This is a genomic window from Cryobacterium sp. TMT1-19 (assembly GCF_004403055.1).
GTDB classification, from domain to species: domain Bacteria; phylum Actinomycetota; class Actinomycetes; order Actinomycetales; family Microbacteriaceae; genus Cryobacterium; species Cryobacterium sandaracinum.
Genome location: NZ_SOHB01000041.1, coordinates 45,275 through 68,784, shown reverse-complemented (window position 1 = coordinate 68,784; position 23,510 = coordinate 45,275). Strand labels below are relative to the sequence as shown.

Here is a 23,510-nt window from a genome sequence, read left to right as displayed (position 1 = left end):
ATCGCCCGACGCCCTCATCGCCCTGGCCATGCTCAGCCTCGGCGGCCACAAACCAGTGCTCCCCGGCCGGGATTAACCCACGGAAGCAGCAGGAGAGCCAAAATCTCCGTCGAATTCGTTCACGGCGCAGCGCGGGGCGGGGCGACCGCTGATTGCCCGAACCGCGTAAGCCCTGCGGAATACCCGAGGCCCCTTGTGGCTTAATCAGGAGATACGTCTGGCCACGCCGGGCATCCGTGCCGGTTCCGCACTGTTCCGGGGCGGCAGGTTCACGCGGGCGACGGATGTCCTGAGTTGACCACACGCGCGGGCTCGGCCGGGACCCATCCACCCCGGGGGAGCCAGGGGCGTCAACCGGCTCGGTGGGCTCTTAGGCGGCGTTGGCCGCGAGGGTCTTCTCGATCGCCTGCACGATCTCGTCGGACTCCGGCTCGACCGTCGACGCGAAGCGGTTGACGATCTCACCCTCGGGACTCACCAAGAACTTCTCGAAGTTCCACTTGATCAGACCGGGCAGCAGGCCCGACTTGAACTTGGTCAGCTGAGCGTAGAGCGGGTGCTGGTGCCTGCCGCGCACGTCGACCTTCACGCTCAGCGGGAAGGTGACGCCGTAGTTCTTCTGGCAGAACGACTCGATGTCCGCCTCGGCCCCTGGCTCCTGTCCCATGAACTGGTTGCAGGGAAGGCCGAGCACGACGAGTCCCTCGTGCTGGTACTTCTGGTAGAGCGCTTCGAGACCGGCGTACTGCGGAGTGAACCCACATTTCGAGGCGACGTTCACGACCAGGACGGCCTTGCCGCCGAACTGGCCGAAGGTCGTTTCCGTGCCGTCGATGAGGGTGAGTGGGGTCGAATACAGCTCTGAGGCAGACATGCGGCTGACGCTACCGGTGCTGCCTTCGAGAAGGCTGGGCAGGGGAGCGGTGAAGGGGCTGACCCGGCTGCGATAGAATGAGGCGTCATGAGCATCATCCGTGCCCTCTCGACTGCCGTGTCGATGACTTCACGGACCTGACGCCACCGCCTTCGGACTCAGCCTCGACTCCGACCCGATCGGACATTAGCGTCCGCCCCGGGCGCGGCCGCCCGAATCCAGACTTTGCACGATCTGTTCACCAGAACATCCGTTCACCAGGACCCGACCACGGTCCACTACGCGAGACACGCCCGCGACGCGCGCGTTTTCACACTGAGAAATGAGTTTTTTTGACCAAGCACCCGCTCGACCTGTCCACGCCGCCGCAGCTGCCCAGGCGCGGCCTCCGCGTCACCCCGCTCGGCGGTCTCGGCGAGATCGGCCGCAACATGACGGTCTTCGAACACAAGGGCAAGCTCCTGATCGTGGACTGCGGCGTTCTCTTCCCCGAGGAGACCCAGCCCGGCATCAACGTGATCCTGCCCGACTTCTCGTCGCTGCGCGACCGCCTCCAGGACATCGAGGCCATCGTGCTCACCCACGGCCACGAAGACCACATCGGCGGCGTGCCGTACCTGCTGCGCGAGCGCAAGGACATCCCCGTCATCGGATCACAGCTGACCCTGGCCTTCGTCACAGCGAAGCTCGAAGAGCACCGCATCACGCCGCGCCTGATCGAGGTCAAGGAGGGTCAGCGCCGCAAGGCCGGCCCGTTCGACCTCGAGTTCCTCGCCGTGAACCACTCGATCCCCGACGGACTCGCCGTCGCGATCCGCACTGAGGCCGGCCTCGTGCTCGTCACCGGCGACTTCAAGATGGACCAGTTCCCCCTCGACAACCGCCTCACCGACCTCCCCGGCTTCGCCCGGCTCGGAGAAGAGGGCGTCGACCTGTTTCTGACCGACTCGACCAACGCCGAGGTTCCCGGGTTCACGGTGACCGAGGAAGACATCCGCCCGGCCATCGACGCCGTCTTCCGCACCGCTCCTCGCCGGATCATCGTCTCCAGCTTCGCCAGTCACGTGCACCGCATCCAGCAGGTCATCGACGCCGCCGCCCGCCACAACCGCAAGGTGGCCTTCGTCGGCCGCTCGATGGTGCGCAACATGGGCATCGCCGAGAAACTGGGCTTCCTTCAGGTGCCCAAGGGCCTCCTGGTTGACGTCAAGGCCTTCGACCGGATGAAGGACGACAAGGTCGTCCTCATCTGCACCGGTTCGCAGGGTGAGCCCATGGCCGCGCTGGCCCGCATGGCCAACCGCGAGCACACCATCAAGATCGGCGAGGGCGACACCGTTCTGCTGGCCAGTTCGCTGATCCCCGGAAACGAGAACTCGATCTACCGGGTCATCAACGGCCTCACCCGCTGGGGTGCCAACGTCGTGCACAAGGGCAATGCCAAGGTGCACGTCTCCGGCCATGCGTCGGCCGGCGAACTCGTCTATGTCTACAACATCGTCAAACCCAAGAACGTCATCCCGTACCACGGCGAATGGCGCCACCTCAAGTCCAATGCCGATTTGGCCATCCGCACGGGCGTGCCCGAGGACCAGGTCCTCGTCGTCGAAGACGGCGTGGTCGTCGACCTCGTCGACGGTGTCGCGAAAGTCACCGGCCGCGTGGCTGCCGAGCTCGTCTTCGTGCACGGTATGACGGTCGGCGGCGGCGGCTCCGAGGAGGCTCTCGCCGACCGCGTGCAGCTCTCCAACGACGGCGCCGTCACGATCCTCGGCATCCTCGACACCCGAACCGGGCTTCTCACCGAGCCGGTCGAGTTCATCGCCCGCGGCTTCGTGCAGGACAACGAGTGGATCCAGGGCGCGACCAAGTCCATCGATGACGCCCTGCGCGCCGCGAACAAGGTCAAGATCGTCAACGGCGCAGAGCTCGAAGACATCTTCACGCAGAGTCTGACCCGCTGGATGCAGCGCAAGTACCGCCGCATCCCGGTCATCACCTCGGTCGTCGTCGACGCCTGATTGTAGCCGCCGGGCCACCGGGCCGTTCGGCCCGGTGGCCCTCCCGCTTCCTTCGCAACCAGAAACGACTCGGCGCTCATGACCCCTGAATTGTCCGGTAGAAAAAACGCCCGTCGGTCCCGACGGCGTTCGCGTGTGCTGATCGCGCTCAGTGTCGTCGTGGCCCTGCTGGCGACGACGGCGATCGTGGTCGTGGTCAATCTGCCCGACGACCTGTCAATCGGCCGGTTGTCGCAGAAGAGCAACATCTACGCCACCGCGAGTGACGGTTCGCCCTATCTGCTCGCCTCCTTCTATGACCAGAACCGGGTCGAAGTGAGTTCGGATGCGATCAGCCAGTACGTGAAGGATGCGGCGACCTCCGGCGAGGACCCGGGATTCTACGAGCACGGCGGCGTGAACATCTGGGGCAGCCTCACCGGCGCCGTCACCACGCTGTTCACCGGCGACGTCCGCGGCGGATCCTCGATCACCCAGCAGTACGTGAAAAATGTGCTCGTGCAGCAGTGCGAGGCCCTTTCCGACGACGCCGAGCGCATGACCTGCTACGACGCGGCCACGGAGACCAGCCCGTGGCGCAAACTCAAGGAAATGAGCCTCGCCGTCGGTCTGGAGAAGAAGTCCTCCAAGGACGACATCCTGCGGCAGTACCTCAACATCACCGGCTTCGGTGGATCCGTCTACGGCATCGAGGCGGCCGCCAACTACTACTTCAACACGACCGCGGCCGCGCTGACGCTGCCGCAGGCCGCGAGCCTCGTCGCGATCGTGAACAACCCGGTCAAGTTCCAGCTCGACGAACCCGACAGCACGACCAACGGCGCCGCCAACGGGTACGCGGCCAACAAAGAACGCCGTGACTACATCCTCGACGAGATGCAGGAGAACGAGAAGATCAGCACGGCCGACCACGACGCCGCGATCAGCGCTCCGATCGAACCGATCATCACCGAACCGAGCACGGGGTGCCGCACCGCGGGCGGAAGCGCCTACTTCTGCGACCTGGTACTCCAGACCCTCCGGAACGATCCGGCCTTCGGGGCGGATGCCGATGCCCGCCTGGCCAACTTCCGGCTCGGCGGCTACAACGTGTACACGACCCTCGACCCCGACCTGCAGAGCGCGGCAGAGAGCACCATGGCCGAGAACGTGCCCAAGACCTTCGAGGACTGGGATGTCGGCGGCGTGATCACGAGCGTGGGCGTCGGTACAGGGCGGGTGCTGGCCATGACCCAGAACAAGGACTATAGCCAGGACCCGGCCGACACCGGAGCGAACTTCACCGGCATCAACTACAACACCGATCTCGACCAGGGCGGCTCCAACGGATTCCAGACCGGGTCGACCTACAAGGTTTTCACCCTCGCCGAATGGCTCACTCAGGGTAATTCGCTCGCCGACTCGGTCAGCGCCTGGGAACGCGACGAGTGGGGAACCTTCGAGGACAGTTGCAACGGTCCCCAGGACTACGGCGAGAGCTTCGCGCCCGGCAACGACTCCTCTTCGGATGACGATTCCTCCTATTCCGCCCTGGAATCGACCATCGACTCGATCAATACCGGCTTCATCGGAATGGCCAAGGAACTCGACCTCTGCGGCATCCGCAAGACGGCCGAAGCCTTCGGCGTGCACCGCGCCGATGGTGGCGCGCTGAAACAGGGCGCGTCCGCGGTGCTGGGCACCAACGAGATCGCGCCGCTGACGATGGCCGCCGCCTACGCGGGGATCGCCAACAATGGCGTCACCTGCACGCCGATCGTGATCGACCGGATCACCGGCCCCGACGGAGCCGAACTTCCCGCCCCGCAGTCGAATTGCACGCAGTCCGTCACCCCCGAGGTCGCCGCGGCCATGAGCTACGCGATGGAGCGCGTGATGACCAGAGGCTCGGGTAGCCCGTCGTACTACGACACCGACCCGCAGGTGCCGATGATCGGCAAGACCGGCACCACCGATGAGAACAGGGACACCTGGATGGCCGGTGCGAGCACGAAGGTCGCCACCATCGTGGGCGTCATGAACGTGTCCGGGGCCGGCGAAGACCAGCGGGAGACATATTTCGAGAGCGGGCAGGCGGCCACGGCCCGGCACCGGATGTGGCCCGAGATGATGGGCGTCGCCAACGAAAAGTACGGCGGAGACGAGTTCACGGAGCCGCCGCGCGACCTGACCCGCTGACCCCATGCCCGACGGCATCCGCCTGACCGCTGCCCTCGTGCTGGCCGCTGCCCTCGTGCTGGCCGCTGCCCTCGTGCTGGCCGCTGCCCTCGCGGCGTCAAACCAATTCGACGGAGATTCTGGCCTGAATCCGATTTTCCGGCCGGTTTGGGCCGGTTTTCGGCAGAATCTCCGTCGAATTCGTTCGGGCTGCTGGCCTGCGAATCAGGACCGACTCGCCTAGTACGCGGCGGGAACCTCGTTGCTGCCCGTGGCGAGGTCTTCCAGCATCAGCTCGGGGTGGTCGCGCACGGTGTTGCGCAGCCGCCACGGAGTGCTGAACAGGGCGAGCAGCGTGCCGTCGGAGCGCATCAGCACCTCGACCTGGCGGTCGTGGCCGAGGATCTCGGCGCTCGCGCGGTCGGTGCGCCGGGCCAGCTGGTAGGGCAGAGCCTCGGTGCGAATGGCGGCGCCGAAGTCGTGCGTCATCCGTTCCTCCACCACCTCGAACTGCATCGGCCCGACCGCGCCGAGCACCGGCGCCTGGTCGCCGCGCAGCTCCGACCGCAGTACCTGAATGACACCCTCGTGGTCAAGCTGGTCTATGCCGCGACGGAACTGCTTGTGCTTGCTGGAGTCCGCTGACCGCACCACCCGGAAGTGCTCGGGCGCGAACATCGGCAGCGGCGGGTATTCCACCGGTTCGATCTCGAAGATCGAGTCACCCACCCGCAGGGCGGAGGCATTGACCAGGCCGACGATGTCGCCGGGCCAGGCCTCGTCGGCCACCTCCCGCTCGCGCCCGAACAGGTGCTGCGCGTACTTGGTGGCGAACGGCCGCCCGCTGGCCGCGTGGGTCACGATCATCCCGCGCCGGAACTGACCCGAACAGACCCGCACGAACGCGACGTGGTCGCGGTGCGAGGCGTTCATACCGGACTGCACCTTGAACACGAAACCGGAGAAGGCGCTGTCCACGGGGCGGTGGCCACCGGATGCGTCCTCCCGGGCTTCCGCGGCCGGCGCGAAGTCCACGAGGGTGTCCAGAATGTGCTGCACGCCGAAGTTGAGCACGGCCGCGGCGAACAGCACCGGGGTGGTCTCGTTCGCGAGGAAGCGGGCCTCATCGTGGTCCTGGCTCTCCTCGGCGAGCAGCTCGGACTCCTCGGTGGCGGTGACCCAGGCTGCGCCCTCCTCGGCGGCCGCGACGGCCACACTCAAGCGCTCGGGTTCGGCGGCTTTCGTTCCGCCGGCGGTGCGGTGAAAGCGGATGAATTCGTGCGAGGACCGGTCGATCACGCCGCGGAAGTCACCGGCGATCCCGACGGGCCAGGTCAGGGGAGTGGGCAGGAGTCCCGTGCGCTCCCGGATCTCGTCCATCAAGTCCAGCGCCTCGGCACCGGGACGGTCCCACTTGTTGATGACCGTGATCACCGGTAGGCCGCGCTGCTTGCACACCTCGAAGAGCTTCATGGTCTGCACCTCGAGACCCTTGCTGGCGTCGACGAGCATGACTGCGGCGTCGACGGCGGAGAGCACGCGGAAGGTGTCCTCGGAGAAGTCGGCGTGCCCGGGGGTGTCCACCAGATTGATCACGGCGTCGCGGTACTCGAACTGGATCGCCGCGCTGGTCACGGAGATGCCGCGGGCCTGCTCCATCGCCATCCAGTCGGAGACGGTGCCGCGCCGGCCGGCCTTGCCGTGCGTGGCGCCGGCCGTGGTGATGGCCCGCGCGTGCAGCAGCAGGGCCTCGGTGAGCGTCGACTTCCCCGCGTCGGGGTGCGAAATCACGGCGAACGTGCGTCGCCTGCGCGCTTCTTTCAGTACCTCGGGCGTGGACACGCCGGCGAGCTGCGTCATGGATCCTTCTTTCGCGGATGATTCGGGCAGGCGGGGGGCGTTGCCTGGGCGGCCGCTACTCAGGAATCGGTTCCCCAATTCTAACTTCACACTCTGGGAACTGGTTCTCCGCTTCCGGCGGCGGGGTTCAGGCCCGATGCGCGCACGGTTTGGTAACGGTCCAGGCGTGTCCTGTGCAACGTTCGGCCCCGGGGATAACCTCGGCTCAACCGAAGGGAGACAACGGATGCCGCGTCCGAGCATGCATGGTTCCCGCCGTACGACCACCAGCATGCCCGCTCATCCGACCGGACAGGGCCCGGCTCCGATCTCGACGTCCATCCCGACCGCCCCGCAGGCGGTTTTTCCGCCCCCGCCCCCGCTCGCGATCCCGGATCTGTACGTCCCGCAGGCCGCCCCCGCGACCGGGGCGTCCCCCCTGGCGCTCCGCCGCACGATTGCCGACACCGACCTCACCGTGCACCCGCTGGCACTCGGCACGAGCGTGTTCGGGTGGACGGCAGACGGCGCCACGAGCCACCGCATCCTCGACCGCCACCGCGACCTGGCCGGCAACTTCCTCGACACGGCCGACAGCTACACCTCCGGCCGCAGCGAGGTGATCATCGGGTCCTGGCTGCGCTCGCGCCGAACGCGCGACAGCACCGTCATCGCCACCAAGATCGGCAAGAACCTCGACAACCCCGGGCTCTCCTCCCGCAGCATCATCGGCGCCGTGCACGCCTCCCTCGACCGGCTGGGGACGGATTACATCGACCTGCTGCACTTCCACTTCGACGACCCGACCGTGCCGCTGGAAGAGAGCCTCGGCGCCGTCGATGTGCTCATGCGCCGCGGCCAGGTGCGCTACCTCGCCGCCTCCAACTTCTCCGCCGAACGCCTGATGGAGGCCCGGGTGCTCGCGGCGAACGGCCTGCCCCGCTTCGTTGCCCTGCAAACGCAGTACAGCCTCCTGCACCGCACCGCATTCGAATCCTCCCTCGCCCTCGTCACCCGCGCCCAGGGAATGGCGGTGCTCCCCTATTTCGCGCTCGCCCACGGATTTCTGGCCGGCCGGTACCGGTCGAAGGCCGATCTGGAGAAGACCACTCGCAGCTCCCGCGGCGCCCAATACCGCAACCGCAGCGGATTCCGCGTGCTCGCGGTGCTGGACCGCATCGCCGAGGAGCACGAGGCGCCGCCGGCGGCGATCGCGATCGCGTGGCTGCTCGCACGGGGGCCGGTCGTGGCGCCGGTGGCCAGTGCCAGCCAGCCCGAACAGGTCGACGCCCTCGTGACGGCGGCCGACATCCGTCTGACCCGCAGCGACATGGTGGACCTCGACCGGATCTCGGCCTGACGCACCGGTGCCGGCCGAACACCGGTGCCGGCCGAATACCGGTGCCGGCCGAATACCGGTGCCGGCACCCGGGCCGCACCGGCGCCGTGACATAAGGTGGACTAGTCATGAACGGTGCCGTCGAATTCTCTCTGGATCTGCCCGAACTCTCGTTCCGCGCGGCAGGTGATTCCCTGGTGCGCCGCAGCGTGCTGCCGAGCGGTGTGCGCATCGTGTCGGAACACGTTCCCGGCAGCCGCAGCCTGACCATCGGCTACTGGGTCGCGGTCGGCTCCCGCGACGAGGAGCCCGGCCACTTCGGGTCCACCCACTTTCTGGAACACCTTCTGTTCAAGGGCACCGCCAAGCGCACCGCCCTCGATATCGCGATCGCCTTCGACTCGGTCGGCGGTGAGCACAACGCGATGACGGCCAAGGAATACACCTGCTACTACGCCAAGGTGCAAGACCGAGACCTGCCGATGGCGGTCGAGGTGCTCACCGACATGCTCACGTCGTCGCTGCTCGACCCGGTTGAGTTCGAGAACGAGCGGGGCGTCATCCTCGAAGAGCTGGCCATGGCCGACGACGACCCGGCCGACGTCGCCAATGAGCGCTTCTTCGAGGCGGTCATGGGAGATCACGCGCTCGGGCGCCCGATCGGCGGCAGTCCCGACACGATCCGTGCGGCCACCCATGCCGCCGTTCTAGAGCACTACCGGGCGAACTACCGCCCACAAGACTTGGTCGTCACCGTGGCCGGCGCGGTCGACCACGACGTGCTGGTCGCAGCAGTCACCCGGTCCCTCGCCCTCGCCGGCTGGGACCTCAGTGTTTTCGCACCCCCGGTCGGCCGCCGGTCCGGTGCCCCCGCCGCCCTCAGCCAGGGTGATCCGGTCACCATCGTGCGCCGCCCGCTCGAACAGGCGAACATCCTGATGGGCTTCCCCGGCCTCCTGGCCACCGACGAGCGGCGCGTGACCATGAGCGTGCTCACCTCGATCTTCGGCGGGGGCATGTCCTCGCGCCTGTTCCAGGAGATCCGCGAGAAGCGCGGTCTGGCCTACTCGGTCTACTCCTTCGCGCCCGGCTACTCGGATGCGGGACTGTTCGGCATGTACGCGGGCTGCACCCCGGCGAAGTCCGGCCAGGTGGCCGAGCTGATGCTGGGCGAGCTGCACCGACTCGCCGACAACGGCGTCACGGCCGACGAGATGAAGCGGGCCGCGGGTCAGTTGTCCGGCGCATCCGCTCTCGCCCTTGAAGACTCCGATACCCGGATGTCCCGGTTGGGCCGCGCCGAGATCACCCTCGGCGAGTTCATCGACCTCGACGAGGCCCTCCGCCGGCTCGCGCGCGTCACGGCCGACGACGTTCAGAACCTCGCCGCCGAACTGGCCGCCGGCTCGCTCTCCATCTCCGCGGTCGGCGCGCTCGACGACGACGTCTTCGCCGCGATCCTGCCGACCTTCGTGCCCTCCTGAGCAGAACTGTCGAGCCCAGAAACTCGGTGCCCAGAAACTCGGTGCCCAGAAACTCGGAGCCCAAAAACTCAGTGCCCAGATACTCAGTGCCCAGATACTGAATGCCCAAAACCACCGAGACCCAAAGCCGGGGCCACACGCTGATGTGCGGCTCCTGACTGAGAGAGATCCCCTTGCACCATTACATTTACCTCGTTCGTCACGGTGAACAGCAGGATGCCGAGCACGGCATGCCCGACGGGCCTCTGTCCGCGCGCGGCACCCGGCAGTCTCAGCTGATCGCCGAGCGTCTCGGCGGCGTGCCGTTCACGGACGCCTGGCACTCCCCGCTGCAGCGCGCCGCCGACACGGCGAAAATCATCGCGCAGCGACTGCCGGCCCTGACCTCGGTGCCCAGCCCGCTGCTCTTCGACTGCATCCCCTCCGGCAGGGCGCCGGAGACGCCGTCGGCCTATGCGCCGTTCTTCGGTGGGGTCACTGAGGCCGACATCGAGGCCGGCAGCGCGCAGATGGGCGACGCAGTGGCCGAGTTCCTCCAGCCGCGCCGCGGCGAACGCCACGACCTGCTGATCACCCACAACTTCGTCATCGCCTGGTTCGTGCGGGAGGTACTGGGCGCCCCGGACTGGCGGTGGATCAGCATCAACCAGGCGAACTGCGGCCTCACCGTGCTGCACCAAAAACCGGGCCGCCCCTGGACGCTGCTGACCCACAACGACACCGGGCACCTCCCCGTGGAGCTGCGCACCGGTCTGCCGGACCCGCTCCTGTTCTAAATGGATAGGCGGGTTCCGGGCGGTCGGCTCTCGGCTGGCCCGGCTCCGTCCGTTTTCCGGGTGAGGCTCTTGCGATACCAGGTCGTGGCATTCGGGTTGTCGTTATACGGCGCGCAGGACTCGTAGCCCGACCGCGCGTAGAGCGCTCCGGCCGCGGTCAGGCTCGCGTTGGTGTCGAGCACGACGTCGTCGGCGCCGAACTCCCGAGCGCGTCGTTCGAGCTCGGTCAGCAGCGACTGCCCCCAGCCGCGCCCGCGCACCTGCGACTGCAGCCAGAGATGCTTGATCTCGAACCGCACATTTCCGGCCGGGGAATCCTCGAGACGACGGATGCCGCCACACCCCACAAACGCACGTTCGGCCGGTCCCATTTCCTCGCTGACCAACAGGAACACCCCGGACGGCGGCAGGAACTGGATCGGATCGGGGAACGTGGTGCGGTACCGGCCCTGCGCGGCCGGGAAGCCCGACTCCCGATCGCTGAAGTACTGGGTGAGCAGCACGATGGAGCCGGCATCCGTCACCGACACAGCGGTGAAGGCAAGGGCGGGAGAGTCAGGCATGGCCCAAGGCTAACTCGATGCCCCGCGATTGATAGATTGGACCCATGAAAACACGGGTGGCCATCGTCGGCGTATCGGGAACGATGGGCCGCTTGGTCTCGGGTCTCGTCGAGCAGTCCGAGGAGTACGATCTCGTCGCCGGCCTGAACTCGAAGAGCGACCTGTCCGAGATGATCGGCGCGGAGATCGTGATCGACCTGACCCTGCCCGGGGTCAGTCAAAGCGTGGTCGACTTCGCGGTGGACCACGGCCTGCGCGTGCTCGTGGGCACCTCCGGCTGGTCGCAGTACCGCATCGACGCCCTCTCCGCCCGCCTCGCCGGGCAGAATGAGATCGGCGTCGTCATCATCCCCAACTTCTCGATGGCGTCGGTCATCGCGACCGGCCTGTCGGTGCTCGTCGCCCGCTTCTTCGACTCGATCGAGATCGTCGAGGCCCACCGGGCCGGCAAGGTGGACTCTCCGTCGGGCACGGCCGTGCGCACCGCCGAACTGATCGGGCGGGCCAGGGCCGAAATCGGGCCGGTGTCGGCGCCGCACACCGACCAGCGCGCCCGTGGCCAGCAGGTGTCGAGCATCCCCGTGCACAGCCTGCGCCTCGACGGCATGCTCGCCCGCCAGGACGTGTTCTTCGGCGGTGCGGGGGAGACCCTCACGATCAGCCACAACACTCTGTCGGCCGCATCCTACGAACGTGGCATCCTGCTGGCCCTGGCGGCCACCCGCACGGCCGTCGGCGTCACCGTCGGGCTCGACCAGATCATCGATCTCGGACTGGGTGCGCCGACGACGGCCACAACTGCCCACCCGGGTGAGGCCGCCGTATGAAGGGCCGGCTTGCCGCCGGCCTGATGGCCCTGCTGCTGGTCTTCTACCTGGTCCTCGTCGGCTGGCGAGCGGTGTTGTTCCTGCAGAGCGGCGAAATCATCGGCATCGTGATCGGGGTGGCGCTTCTCGTGCTCCCGTTGGTCGGAGTCTGGGCGCTGGTCGCCGAACTCCGGTTCGGGCGCAACTCCGAGCGGCTCGTGCGCCGGCTGGAGGCCGAGGGCGGGCTCCCCGTCGAAGAACTGCCGATCAGGCCGAGCGGACGCCCCATGCGGGACGAGGCTGACGCCGAATTCCCGATCTTCCGGGCGGCCGTCGATGCCGCCCCCGACGACTGGCGCGCCTGGTTCAGGCTTGGCCTGGCCTACAACTCCTCGGGGGACCGCCGTCGCGCCCGCGGCGCCATCCGTACCGCGATCTCCCTCGAGCGCGCCTAGCCTCCACCGGTGCGTGAGCCCGCCGAAATGCGGTGACCCGGCCCTCGAACCAGCTCACCGGCATCCATCACCGCGCGCTAAATGTGGAGTTTTTCGCGACACGCCGCCGAAGCAACCGAAAAATGCGGCGTGTCCCGATTTTCTCCGAGTTTACGTCGCGACGGATGCCTTCGGCCCGCTGCGACCGCGCCCGAATCCCCGACCGCGCCCGAACCCCGGGCGGGGTGGCGCCTCGGCCGTCCAAGGCCGCGAACCGTCAGATCTACGGGCGGCTGAGCATCCAGGCCACGGCCTCGGCCGCGGTTTTGTGGGTGAAGACGAAACCGTCTGTGTGCAGCCTCTCCGGCACGATCTGCTGGTCGGCGAGCAGCAGTGCGCGAGCGGCATCCTGCAGTGCGAGCGTCAGCACGAATTCCGGCACCGGCACCAGGAACGGGCGGTGCAGCCCGGCTGAAACGGCCCGGATGACGTCGTTCGCGGTGGCCGGTGTCGGGCCGACCAGGTTGACCGGACCCGACAGCGTCGAGGTGAGCAGGTGCACGACGGCCGCGGCCTCGTCGTGCAGGCTGATCCACGGCCAGTGCTGGGTGCCGCGGCCGAGCGGGCCGCCCAGGCCAAGCTTGATGATCGGCAGAAGCGGCTTCAGGGCGCCGCCGCGGGCGATGACCAGCCCGGTGCGGAGGGTGACGACACGGGTCGACTCCGGCGCACGTGCGGCCTCGGCCTCCCAGTCTCTGGTAACTTTCGCCAGAAAATCGTTGCCGGCCGGGGAGTTCTCGGTGAGCACCTCGCTCGGACGGTCGCCGTAGATGCCCACGGCCGACGCATTGAGCAGCACGGCTGGCGGTGTCGCCTGCCGGCCCATGGCATCCGTCAGCGTGCGTGTGGCCTGCACCCTCGAGTCACGGATCTCCCGGCGATAGGCCTTCGTCCACGGCAGACGGGCGATGGATGCCCCCGACAGGTTGATCACGGCGTCGGCGCCGTCGAGGGCGCCCTGGTCCATGCTCAGCGCGGCCGGGTCCCAGCGGAATTCATCGGCCCCGCGCGGATCGCGGCGCACCAGGCGGGCCACGGTGTGGCCGGCCGCGCGCAGCTGTGCGCTCAGCTCGGTGCCGATCAGTCCGGACGCACCGGAGACGAGAACTCGCATTGTGTGCGGGCCGCGCCTACGCCAGCTCGGCTTCGATGGTGATCGGGATGCCCGCGAGCGCCTTCGAAATCGGGCAGTTGGCCTTGGCGTCCTCGGCGTAGACCGCGAACTCCTCTTCGGTCAGGCCGGGGATCTTGGCGCTGACCAGGAGGTGGCTACCCACCACGCCGACGCCGGCTTCGAAGGTCACAGCCGCGGTGGTCTGGATGCTGTCGGGAGTGTGTCCGCCGGCGCTGAGGCCGTTGGCCAGGGCCATCGAGAAGCAGGCCGCATGGGCGGCTCCGAGGAGCTCTTCCGGGTTGGTGGTGTTCGGGGTGCCGACGGACCGGGCCTGCCAGGTGACCGGGAACTCGGCAGTCTTGGAGGAGTCGAGGGTGACGATACCGCTGCCGGACTTCAGATCGCCGGTCCAGACAGTTGTTGCTTCGCTGGTGAGTGCCATGGTGTTGCCTCCTGAGGTGAAGCTTCAGCCTAACTGTCGCCTCGGCTCACATGGGGTTCACTCTCAGCCAATGATCAGGGATGGAGCCGCGGCGGCCGTCAGCTCCCGGCCACCGGCGTCGGCCCGCGTCCGAGGATGCCGGCACGCATCAGGAGCAGGTACAGCTGGCAGCCGAGGCAGTAATCGAACACGGCGTTCAGGAACGCCGCGACGAACGCGACGGCGGCAGCGACGCCCACAGCGGGCGTCAGCCCGGCCAGACCGAGCACCACGCCGGTCACGGTGACCAGCAGCCCTACCCCCTGCGCAAACGTCGGCGGGGCCGCTTTCTCCAGTGCGGTGGGCGGGCCGAGCCGCGGCCGCATGACGGTCTTGAACAGCACGCCGTAAGGGTGCCGCCCGGCGCCGGCGAACGCACCCCAGGCAAAGAGGGCCGCGAGGATCGTGAGGAGGACGAAGGCGGCGACGGATGCCCCGGTCAGCGACAGGAACACCACCACCAGGAGCAGAACGGCCGTGATCGCGGCGCCGAAGCGTGGTCCGCGCGGGTCGAGGTCCGGGCGATCCGGGCGGGCCCGGCGCGCGGAGGGCTGCGGCCGGGGTTCAGCGGGCGAACTGGGCATGGCTGCTCCCGGTGAGGTCGTCGAGTTGCCGGAGGACGCCGGCCCGGTTCGGAACGCCGCCGATCCGGGCGCGCACCTGACCGGTTCCGTCGAGGATGAGTGTGGTCGGGGTCTGCAGGATCCCGAACCGGTTCGCGAGGTCGCGGCGGTGGGTCAGGTCGACGTCCAGGTGCGCGACGCCGGGACGGGACCGGGCCAGGCCGGCGAGGAGCACCTGGGTGCCGGGGCAGCGGGCGCAGTGACTGGTGGAGAACTGCACGAGCGTGGCGTTCGCGCCGAACGGAACCCGGCTGCTGACATCCGCCGGCGTGAGCGCGTCCGGCACACCGAGCGCCTCCGGAGCCGCCGGGGTGACCACGATGGGGCGCCCCTGGCGGGACCGCCAGAAGAGGCCCAGCACGGTGGTGCCCGAGACGAGAACCAGCACGAGAATCAGGGCGGAGATCGGACTCATGCTGCGACGTTACAAGGATCTCGGGTCGGGCGGGTCCGTGTGACGACAGGTTACGCGTGCAGCAGGTATCGTTTAGCCGTGTCTGAAATTGAGTTCCGCTCCGATGTAACCGTCGAACTGGTGCGCGCAAGCGCCCACGACTCCGATGTGCTGTTCGCCGCACGGGTGTCGACTCAGGGGGAGCAGACCCTGACCAAGGCCCTGCTCGAGGAATCGGACGGCGACGCCGCGAGCACGGGTGACGCCGGGCTGATCAACTACCTCATGCGCGACCGCCACGGCTCGCCGTTCGAGCACAACTCGATGACCTTTTACGTGCAGGCGCCGATCTTCGTATTCCGCGAGTTCATGCGGCACCGCATCGCCTCCTATAACGAGGAATCGGGCCGCTACCGCGAGCTGAACCCGGTCTTCTACGTTCCGGCCCCGACCCGCAACCTCGTGCAGGTCGGCAAGCCCGGCGCCTACGACTTCCTGCCCGGCACGGCCGAGCAGGCCGCGCTGGTCGACCAGCTGACCCGCGAGGCCTCCGCGCACGCCTACGCGTCGTATCAACGGATGCTCGAAGCCGGCGTGGCCCGCGAGGTTGCCCGCATCGTGTTGCCGCTCAACATCTTCTCCTCGATGTACGTGACCATGAACGCCCGGTCGCTGATGAACTTTCTCAGTCTGCGTACCAAGCGCGAGGGAACCCACTTCCCGTCGTTCCCGCAGCGCGAGATCGAGATGTGCGCCGAGAAGATGGAAGACCAGTTCGCGACCTTGATGCCCCTCACCTACGCCGCCTTCAACAAGAACGGTCGCGTCGCCCCGTAACGTGACGCCGCGGCGGTGCGCGGCCGCACACTGACCGGTAGCCTGTCCCTCGTGTCTATGTCTCAGAATCCCTTCGGCCAGGTCCTCGTTGCCTTGGTGACTCCCTTCACCGCCGACGGCGAAGTCGACTGGGCGGGCGTTGCCCAGCACATCGACGACGTCATCAACGCCGGAGCGGACGGCATCGTCGTCACCGGCACCACCGGTGAGACGTCTACCCTCACCGACGCGGAGAAGATCCGCCTGGTCGAGGTCGGCAAGGATATCTCGGGCGGACGCGCGAAGATCATCACCGGCGGCGGGTCCAACGAGACCGCCCATGCCATGCAGCTTGCCAAGCAGAGCGAGAAGGCGGGCGCCGACGGCAACATGATCGTCACCCCGTACTACAACAAGCCCACCCAGGCCGGCGTGCTCACCCACTTCCGCATGATCGCGGATGCCACGGATCTGCCCGTGATCCTCTACGACATCCCCGGACGCACCGGTATCCCGATCGAATACAAGACGATCCTGCGGGCCGCGAAGCACCCGAACATCCTCGCCGTCAAAGACGCCAAGGGTGACCTGGCCCAGGTCAGCCGCGTGCTCAACCAGACCGACCTGATGTACTTCTCCGGCGACGACCCCAACGTTCTGCCGCACCTCTCGATCGGGGCGACCGGCCTGATCGGGGTCACGGCGAACATCGCCGCCACCCCGTATCGCCAGATGGTCGACGCCGTGAATGCGGGCGACCTGAAGGCGGCCACCGCCGCGCATCAGCAGCTCGAACCGCTGGTGCGGGCCTGCATGACGCACGTTCCGGGTACGGTCGCGGTCAAGTACATCCTGCACGGCCTCGGTCGAATCAACAGCCCGCGCGTGCGCCTGCCCCTCGTCGGCCCGGAGGAGTGGGAAGCCGCCCAGATCGAAGACGAAATAGACCTGGTCAAGAACATCCCCGGGGTCAACTTCTCCAACTTCCGCCCGGACCGCAATGCCGCGGCCGGCGGCGCCCTGCCGAAGGTCGCCGGAACGACACGCTAACCGCTCCACCGAACCCCGAGGAGGGCCTGTGCCCATCGATGTGTACGACCCGGCCCCGCTCACGGCGGGAACCCTCCGCATCACGCCGATCGGTGGCCTCGGCGAAATCGGCCGCAACATGACCACGTTCGAGATCGACGGCAAGCTGCTGATCGTCGACTGCGGGGTGCTGTTTCCCGAGGAGCACCAGCCGGGCGTGGACCTGATCCTCCCCGACTTCAGCCCCATCCGGGACCGCCTCGACGACATCCTCGCGGTCGTGCTCACGCACGGCCACGAGGACCACATCGGCGCCGTCCCCTACCTTCTGAAGCTGCGTGCGGACATCCCGCTGATCGGTTCGGGCCTGACCCTCGCCTTCATCGAGGCAAAGCTCAAGGAACACAAGATCACGCCGTACACGCTGCAGGTCAAAGAGGGCCAGACGGAACGGCTCGGCCCGTTCAACCTCGAGTTCGTCGCCGTCAACCACTCCATCCCCGACGCCCTGGCTGTGGCCATCAAGACCGCCGGCGGCACCGTGCTGCACACCGGCGACTTCAAGATGGACCAGCTGCCGCTCGACAACCGCCTCACCGACCTGCGCGAATTCGCGCGCCTCGGCACCGAGGGCGTCGACCTGTTCCTGGTCGATTCCACCAACGCGGATGTCCCGGGCTTCACACCCACGGAACGCTCCATCGGCCCCGTCCTCGACGACGTCATCGCCCGGGCTCCCCGACGGGTGATCGTGGCCAGCTTCTCCAGCCACGTGCACCGGGTGCAGCAGGTGCTCGACGCCGCCCACGCGAACGGTCGCCGCGTCGCGCTCCTGGGCCGCTCGATGGTGCGCAACATGACCATCGCCGCCGACCTCGGCCACCTGCGGGTGCCGGAGGGTGTGCTGGTGGACTTCAAGAAGGCCGGCAACATCCAGGGCGACGAGATCGTCTACATGTCCACGGGCTCGCAGGGGGAGCCGATGGCCGTGCTCAGCCGGATGGTCAACCAGGACCACCAGATCGAAGTCGGCCACGGCGACACCGTCATCCTGGCGTCCAGCCTGATTCCCGGCAACGAGAACGCGGTCTACCGGATCATCGACGGCCTGACCAAGCTGGGCGCCACAGTGGTGCACAAGGGTAATGCGAAGGTGCACGTCTCCGGGCACGCCGCCGCCGGGGAACTGACCTACTGTTACAACATCCTGAAGCCGAAGAATGTGCTGCCCGTGCATGGCGAATACCGGCACCTGGTCGCCAATGCCAAGCTCGCGGTGCAGACCGGCGTGCCGGAGGCGAACGTGCTCCTTGCCGAGGACGGCACGGTCATCGACCTGCGGGACGGTGTGGCCACCAAGGTCGGCCAGCTGGACCTCGGCTACGTCTACGTCGACGGCTCCACCGTCGGCGAGATCACCGAGGCCGACCTCAAGGACCGCCGAACCCTCGCCGAGGAGGGATTCATCTCGATTATCATCGTGGTCGACGCCGCCACCGGCAAGGTGATCGTCGGGCCCGAGATCCACGCGAAGGGCTTCGCCGAAGACGCCTCGGTGTTCGACGCCGTGCGCCCGAAAATCGAGGCGGCCCTGGCGGAAGCCGCCGAGCACGGGGTGCGCGACCCGTTCGCGCTGCAGCAGATCGTGCGCCGCACGGTCGGCCGCTGGGTGAATACCGCCTTCCGTCGCCGCCCGATGATCGTCCCTCTGGTGATCGAGGCCTGATCCCGCCGAGGGCGACGGATGCCGCGCGTCCGCCCAGCCCTGATGTCGCGGTCGCTGATCGCCGCCCGCAGGCGTTTTGGCGTGCCTAAGCCCCAATGTCGGGGGATCGAAGTACCGTGGTTGCATGGCTACGAGCACTAAGTCGAACGGTCGCGCCCGCAGCACGCCTGCGCGCGGCACCCCGGCGCGCAAGCCCGCAGCCCGCACCGCCGCTCAGAAGACGGTCAAGTTCACCGCGGTCGAGGTCAAGCCGAGCCTGTTCGTGCGGTCGTGGGTGGCCCTGGCCCACGTGACCGGCGGGGCTGCCCGCGCGCTCGGCCCGGAGAAGCTCTCCAAAGAAGAGCGCCGCGACGGCCTGCCCTTCTTCCTCGTGCTGCTGTCGGTCGCCGGAGCCGTGATCGAGTGGTTCCTGATCAACAACGCGGTCGCCCAGACCCTCGACGCCTGGACCTTCGGCGGACTGTTCGGCCGCGTCGCGTTCGCCCTGCCCGTGATCATGCTGCTCTTCTCCGTCTGGCTGTTCCGCAAACCCAGTTCGGTGCACGACAACGGCCGCATCGGCATCGGACTATCCGTGCTACTCGTTTCGGTGTCGGGTCTCTGCCACATCTTCGGTGGCCAGCCTGCCCCCAGCGACGGCATGGAGACCCTCGCACTGGCCGGCGGCGTCATCGGCTGGATGATCGCTGCCCCCCTGATCTACCTGACCACGGCGATCGGCGCCACCATCGTCGTCATCCTGCTTCTCGCCCTGAGCCTCTTCATCATCACCAAGACCCCGCCCAACCGCATTGGTGAACGCAGCCGGGAGCTCTATGCCTGGCTGTTCGGGGCCCAGCTCCCCGATCCCGAGGAGCGCGCCGCCGCCCGGGAAGCGAAGCATGAGAAGGCCGTTCAGGTCGAACTGGACGGGGTCGACGATGACGACGGAGATGCCGGAGCGCTGCCCTGGTGGCGGCGCAACACGAGCAAGCGCGAGGAGGACCCTGACTTCGGCGGGCCGCTCGGCCCGAACGGCGCCGGTACCCCCGCCGACGATCCGAACGCCGCAGGCCCGCACGGCGCCGACCCGCTGCGCACCCTGCTCGGCGGCGACAAACGAGGCAGCTTCGACACCGCGCTGGAGACGACGCCGCCGACCCCCGGTCCCAACAAGGACCAGTACGGCACCGAGGTGCTCGAAGACCTGCTCCGAGCCGAAGACGCCCTCAAACGTTTCACGGGCGCGATCGACCTGCCGCAGGGCTCGTCGACCGGGCTCCAGGCCGACGACCAGACGGGCTTGACCGAGGTTCTTCCCGGTTTGACCGGAACAGGATTCGACGCACTCGACCCGGCCGCGGCCGGTGGGGCCGCCGGTTCCGCCGACACGCCCCTGTCCCTGGTGCCGGCCCCGGTTCCGCCGGCATCAGACCAGCCCGCCGCGCCCTACCTGCTGCCCTCGGACACGACCCTCACCAAGGGCCCGCCGGCCAAGGCCCGCTCGGCGGCCAACGACGAGATCGTCAAGTCCATCACCGAGGTGCTCCGCCAGTTCCAGGTCGACGCGAAGGTGACCGGGTTCTCCCGCGGCCCCACCGTCACCCAGTACGAGATCCAGCTCGGCCCCGGAGTCAAGGTGGAGCGCGTCACCGCGCTGAGCAAAAACCTCTCCTACGCCGTCGCCTCAAACGAGGTGCGCATCCTGTCGCCGATCCCGGGCAAGAGCGCGATCGGCATCGAGATCCCCAACACCGACCGCGAAATCGTCACCCTCGGTGACGTGCTCCGCTCCCCGGCGGCCTCGAACAGCACCCACCCGATGACCATCGGCGTCGGGAAAGACGTCGGCGGCGGTTTCGTGCTCGCCAACCTCGCCAAGATGCCTCACCTCCTGGTCGCCGGTTCCACCGGTTCCGGCAAGTCCAGCTTCGTCAACTCCATGATCACGAGCCTGCTCATGCGGGCCAAGCCCAGCGACGTGCGCATGGTGCTGATCGACCCGAAGCGGGTCGAGCTGGCTGCCTACGCGGGGGTTCCACACCTGATCACGCCCATCATCACCAGTCCGAAAAAGGCCGCCGAGGCGCTGCAGTGGGTGGTGAAGGAGATGGACATGCGTTACGACGACCTGGCCAGCTTCGGATTCCGCCACATCGACGACTTCAACAAGGCCGTCGTCAACAACGAGATCGTGCTGCCCGCCGGCAGCCTGCGCAGCCTCAAGCCGTACCCCTACCTCCTGGTCGTCGTCGACGAGCTCGCCGACCTGATGATGGTCGCACCGCGCGACGTCGAAGACTCGATCGTGCGCATCACCCAGCTGGCCCGCGCGTCGGGCATCCATCTCGTGCTCGCCACCCAGCGCCCCAGCGTCGACGTCGTCACGGGCCTGATCAAGGCCAACGTGCCCTCCCGCCTCGCCTTCGCCGTGACCAGCGTCACCGATTCCCGGGTCATCCTCGACCAGCCGGGCGCCGACAAGCTGATCGGGCAGGGCGACGCCCTGTTCCTGCCGATGGGAGCCTCCAAGGCCATCCGCGTTCAGGGGGCCTGGGTGAACGAGGCCGAGATCGAACGCGTCGTCAAGCACGTCACTCTGCAGGCCCGCCCCGACTACCGGCCGGATGTCTCCATGGTCGCCCCCCGCAAAGAAATCGACTCCGACATCGGAGACGACCTCGAGGTGCTCCTCGCAGCGGCGGAACTGGTCGTGTCGACCCAGTTCGGGTCCACGTCGATGCTGCAGCGCAAGCTCCGGGTCGGCTTCGCCAAGGCGGGCCGCCTGATGGACCTGCTCGAGTCCCGCGAAATCGTCGGTCCCTCCGAGGGATCGAAAGCGCGCGACGTGCTCGTCTCCGTGGAGCAGCTGCCCGGCGTGCTGGCCCTGCTGCGCGGCTCCGACGCCGAACACCACGCCGCCACGGCCACCGCTCAGGCCGCCGCAGCTCACCAGTCCGCGGCCCAGCACACGCCCGGCCCGCCCGATCCGCGCTACGCCGACGACCCGGTCGCCAAAATGTCGGAGGGGTACCGTGAAGAAGACGCATCTCCCGATGAAGACGCCTGGCAACTGACCGACAGGGACTGACCCATGGCCACACCATCCACGCCGGTCGTCCGGCCCAGCAACTGGAATCTCCCGAATCTGATCACGATCGTGCGCATCCTGCTCGCGCCTGTGTTCATCTATATGCTCCTCGCCGACGCCGGCCAGGACGGCGCGCTGCGCTGGTGGGCGGCCGCCCTATTCATCGTGGCCATCGCCACCGACGGGATCGACGGGGCCATCGCCCGTCGGCACAACCTGGTCACCGACCTCGGCAAGATCCTCGATCCGATCGCCGACAAGGTGCTCACCGGCGGAGCCCTGGTCTGCCTCTCCATCCTCGGCGAACTGTGGTGGTGGGTGACCATCGTCATCCTCGTGCGCGAAGTCGGCATCACGGTGTTCCGGTTCGTCATGCTGAAGGACCGGGTCATCCCGGCGTCACGGGGTGGCAAGCTCAAGACCGTGTTGCAGTCCGTGGCGATCTCCCTCGCCCTCGTGCCCCTCTGGCTGCTGCTGGGCGACTGGATTTACTGGGTCAACTGGACGGCCATGGCCCTCGCCCTCATCGTTACCGTTGTCACCGGCTTCGACTACCTCGTGGCCGCGCGGCGCGAGAACCGGCTCCAGCACGACCATGGCTGATCCGATTCCCCCGGCATTCGACGCGGCCCTGTCACCTGCTGACATACCCGGAGCGACGGATGCCACCGCGCGCCTCGTCGCCGAGCTCACCCGCCGCGGCCTCACTATCGCCGTGGCCGAGTCCCTTACCGGCGGGGCGCTGACAGCCGAACTCATCCGCATCCCCGGCGCATCCGTCGTCGTCAACGGGGGAGTGGTGGCGTACCAGAGTGCGCTCAAGCACACCCTCCTCGGCGTCGACGCGGCTCTGCTCGAGGAGCACGGCCCGGTGCACCCGCAGGTTGCCCTGCAGATGGCAGAGGGCGTGCGTACGCGCCTCGCCGTCGACGGCCGGCCCGCCGACATCGGCATCGCCACGACGGGTGTGGCAGGGCCCGACGGCCAGGGTGGCCACGAGCCGGGAACGGTGTTCCTCGGGCTGGCTCGTGGAGGAGAAATATCGGTCATCCCGCTCCGGCTGCACGGAGACCGTGCCCTCATTCGAGCGGCCTCCGTGGCCGCGGCCGTCGAAGCTGTGTGGCAGCTGTTAGCCCGTGACGCGGTGGAATAGTTCCCCGAATTCCGTGGTTACAACGAGCGTATTCACAAGAAAAGCCCAGTCGATATCGGTAGTGTCAGGGTGTTCAAGGTTGTAGTACTCTTGCGATCCAACACACGCAACCACCCGGCTGAGTGGGCGCCAGAAGTATCAAACGGTACTCGATAAGCAACACATAATCAGTACGAGAAGGAGGTTCCGATGATTCTTGTTCGACAGGAAATCGGCGATGTGCTCAGGGACTTCCGCCTGCAGAAAGGGCGCACACTCCGTCAGGTAGCCAGCAAGGCCAGCGTGGCCCTCGGGTATCTGAGCGAGGTGGAGCGTGGCCAGAAAGAAGCGTCTTCCGAGATTCTGGCTTCCGTTGCAGAAGCGTTGGAGACCCCGATCTCGGTCATCATGCGGGAAGTCGGCGACCGACTGGCCATCATCGAGGGAATCGACAGGTTCCCCGACACTGTGCCCGACGAGCTCGTGGCCAACTACGACGACATGATGGTGCGCTAGTTCCATCCCATGCGACTCAGTGAGTTCCGTCAGGCTCTGAGCGACGAGTTCGGCGAAGGCTACGGCCGCGTCCTCACTCGCGATCTCATCCTGACCCCGTTTGGATGCACCGCCGACCAGGCCCTGGCCGGCGGTGCTTCGGCGCGCGACGTCTGGCTTGCCCTCTGCGCCGAGACGGATGTCCCGAAGGCCCGTTGGTACGGTGCGGGACTGCCCGCCGCCCGCAGCTAGGTTTCGCTCGACACGCCCCGGATTC

The 23,510-nt window shown here is 67.6% G+C and carries 23 protein-coding genes; 16 read left to right on the top strand and 7 right to left on the bottom strand.

Annotation, left to right across the window (positions count from 1 at the left end; translation table 11 throughout):
* Positions 1 to 370: 370 nt before the first annotated feature.
* Positions 371 to 874, bottom strand: coding sequence for a glutathione peroxidase (locus E3T40_RS11325; protein WP_134342215.1), 504 nt, complete (start codon positions 872 to 874; stop codon positions 371 to 373).
* Positions 875 to 1,206: 332 nt separating this feature from the next.
* On the opposite strand from E3T40_RS11325, the gene E3T40_RS11320 reads away from it, so the two are divergent.
* From E3T40_RS11320 to E3T40_RS11310, 3 genes are all read left to right on the top strand, one after another.
* Complete coding sequence (locus E3T40_RS11320) at positions 1,207 to 2,895, top strand: ribonuclease J (protein ID WP_233191417.1); 1,689 nt, start codon at positions 1,207 to 1,209, stop codon at positions 2,893 to 2,895.
* A gap of 135 nt (positions 2,896 to 3,030) precedes the next feature.
* Positions 3,031 to 5,073, top strand: coding sequence for a transglycosylase domain-containing protein (locus E3T40_RS11315; RefSeq protein ID WP_166786623.1), 2,043 nt, complete (start codon positions 3,031 to 3,033; stop codon positions 5,071 to 5,073).
* A 4-nt stretch (positions 5,074 to 5,077) separates the two neighbouring features.
* Positions 5,078 to 5,296, top strand: a complete 219-nt coding sequence (locus tag E3T40_RS11310) for a hypothetical protein (protein ID WP_134543566.1) — start codon at positions 5,078 to 5,080, stop codon at positions 5,294 to 5,296.
* Here E3T40_RS11310 and E3T40_RS11305 read toward each other — a convergent pair.
* On the bottom strand, positions 5,293 to 6,912 hold the full coding sequence (locus E3T40_RS11305) for a peptide chain release factor 3 (protein WP_104170126.1): 1,620 nt from the start codon (positions 6,910 to 6,912) through the stop codon (positions 5,293 to 5,295). The genes E3T40_RS11310 and E3T40_RS11305 overlap by 4 nt on opposite strands.
* A 271-nt stretch (positions 6,913 to 7,183) precedes the next feature.
* On the opposite strand from E3T40_RS11305, the gene E3T40_RS11300 reads away from it, so the two are divergent.
* The 3 genes from E3T40_RS11300 (at position 7,184) to E3T40_RS11290 (ending at position 10,490) form a co-directional block, all read left to right on the top strand.
* A complete protein-coding gene (locus E3T40_RS11300) occupies positions 7,184 to 8,251 on the top strand; it encodes an aldo/keto reductase (RefSeq protein WP_104170134.1) in 1,068 nt (355 codons plus the stop codon).
* 107 nt (positions 8,252 to 8,358) lie between these two features.
* A complete protein-coding gene (locus tag E3T40_RS11295; RefSeq protein ID WP_104170125.1) occupies positions 8,359 to 9,714 on the top strand; it encodes a pitrilysin family protein in 1,356 nt (451 codons plus the stop codon).
* 173 nt (positions 9,715 to 9,887) lie between these two features.
* Positions 9,888 to 10,490, top strand: a complete 603-nt coding sequence (locus E3T40_RS11290) for a histidine phosphatase family protein (protein WP_104170124.1) — start codon at positions 9,888 to 9,890, stop codon at positions 10,488 to 10,490.
* Here E3T40_RS11290 and E3T40_RS11285 read toward each other — a convergent pair.
* Entirely contained in the window at positions 10,487 to 11,053 is a 567-nt protein-coding gene (locus E3T40_RS11285; protein ID WP_104195284.1) for a GNAT family N-acetyltransferase, read from the bottom strand. The genes E3T40_RS11290 and E3T40_RS11285 overlap by 4 nt on opposite strands.
* A gap of 44 nt (positions 11,054 to 11,097) precedes the next feature.
* On the opposite strand from E3T40_RS11285, the gene dapB reads away from it, so the two are divergent.
* On the top strand, positions 11,098 to 11,880 hold the full coding sequence (gene dapB / locus E3T40_RS11280; protein WP_104170122.1) for a 4-hydroxy-tetrahydrodipicolinate reductase: 783 nt from the start codon (positions 11,098 to 11,100) through the stop codon (positions 11,878 to 11,880).
* On the top strand, positions 11,877 to 12,314 hold the full coding sequence (locus E3T40_RS11275; RefSeq protein WP_134543563.1) for a hypothetical protein: 438 nt from the start codon (positions 11,877 to 11,879) through the stop codon (positions 12,312 to 12,314). Before dapB ends, E3T40_RS11275 begins: the two co-directional genes overlap by 4 nt.
* A gap of 262 nt (positions 12,315 to 12,576) precedes the next feature.
* On the opposite strand, the gene E3T40_RS11270 is transcribed toward E3T40_RS11275, so the two are convergent.
* The 4 genes from E3T40_RS11270 to E3T40_RS11255 all read right to left on the bottom strand — a co-directional run bounded on the left by E3T40_RS11270 (position 12,577) and on the right by E3T40_RS11255 (position 14,986).
* Positions 12,577 to 13,467, bottom strand: a complete 891-nt coding sequence (locus E3T40_RS11270) for a TIGR01777 family oxidoreductase (protein ID WP_134543561.1) — start codon at positions 13,465 to 13,467, stop codon at positions 12,577 to 12,579.
* Between the two features lie 16 nt (positions 13,468 to 13,483).
* A complete protein-coding gene (locus E3T40_RS11265; RefSeq protein ID WP_104170119.1) occupies positions 13,484 to 13,909 on the bottom strand; it encodes an OsmC family peroxiredoxin in 426 nt (141 codons plus the stop codon).
* Between the two features lie 98 nt (positions 13,910 to 14,007).
* Positions 14,008 to 14,532 (bottom strand): DUF4395 domain-containing protein, encoded by a 525-nt coding sequence (locus E3T40_RS11260; RefSeq protein ID WP_104195283.1) that lies wholly within the window; start codon positions 14,530 to 14,532, stop codon positions 14,008 to 14,010.
* The gene (locus E3T40_RS11255) at positions 14,513 to 14,986 is read right to left on the bottom strand and encodes a thioredoxin family protein (protein WP_104170117.1); all 474 of its coding nucleotides are present in this window, start codon (positions 14,984 to 14,986) and stop codon (positions 14,513 to 14,515) included. The genes E3T40_RS11260 and E3T40_RS11255 overlap by 20 nt, the downstream gene beginning before the upstream one ends.
* Positions 14,987 to 15,064: 78 nt before the next feature.
* Between E3T40_RS11255 and thyX the strand changes: the two genes are divergently transcribed.
* From thyX to E3T40_RS11215, 8 genes are all read left to right on the top strand, one after another.
* Entirely contained in the window at positions 15,065 to 15,802 is a 738-nt protein-coding gene (thyX, locus tag E3T40_RS11250; RefSeq protein WP_104170116.1) for an FAD-dependent thymidylate synthase, read from the top strand.
* A gap of 51 nt (positions 15,803 to 15,853) precedes the next feature.
* Entirely contained in the window at positions 15,854 to 16,831 is a 978-nt protein-coding gene (gene dapA / locus E3T40_RS11245) for a 4-hydroxy-tetrahydrodipicolinate synthase (protein WP_104101302.1), read from the top strand.
* 28 nt (positions 16,832 to 16,859) lie between these two features.
* Positions 16,860 to 18,536 carry a ribonuclease J gene (locus E3T40_RS11240; protein WP_194088387.1) on the top strand — a complete coding sequence of 559 codons (1,677 nt, stop codon included), beginning with the start codon at positions 16,860 to 16,862 and terminating at the stop codon, positions 18,534 to 18,536.
* Positions 18,537 to 18,660: 124 nt separating this feature from the next.
* Complete coding sequence (locus E3T40_RS11235) at positions 18,661 to 21,606, top strand: DNA translocase FtsK (RefSeq protein ID WP_134543555.1); 2,946 nt, start codon at positions 18,661 to 18,663, stop codon at positions 21,604 to 21,606.
* A gap of 3 nt (positions 21,607 to 21,609) precedes the next feature.
* Positions 21,610 to 22,209, top strand: a complete 600-nt coding sequence (gene pgsA / locus E3T40_RS11230; protein WP_104170113.1) for a CDP-diacylglycerol--glycerol-3-phosphate 3-phosphatidyltransferase — start codon at positions 21,610 to 21,612, stop codon at positions 22,207 to 22,209.
* Positions 22,202 to 22,759, top strand: coding sequence for a CinA family protein (locus E3T40_RS11225; RefSeq protein ID WP_104170112.1), 558 nt, complete (start codon positions 22,202 to 22,204; stop codon positions 22,757 to 22,759). Before pgsA ends, E3T40_RS11225 begins: the two co-directional genes overlap by 8 nt.
* 189 nt (positions 22,760 to 22,948) lie before the next feature.
* On the top strand, positions 22,949 to 23,254 hold the full coding sequence (locus tag E3T40_RS11220) for a helix-turn-helix domain-containing protein (RefSeq protein ID WP_104195278.1): 306 nt from the start codon (positions 22,949 to 22,951) through the stop codon (positions 23,252 to 23,254).
* 9 nt (positions 23,255 to 23,263) lie between these two features.
* A complete protein-coding gene (locus E3T40_RS11215) occupies positions 23,264 to 23,485 on the top strand; it encodes a DUF3046 domain-containing protein (RefSeq protein WP_104101179.1) in 222 nt (73 codons plus the stop codon).
* Positions 23,486 to 23,510 lie beyond the last annotated feature (25 nt).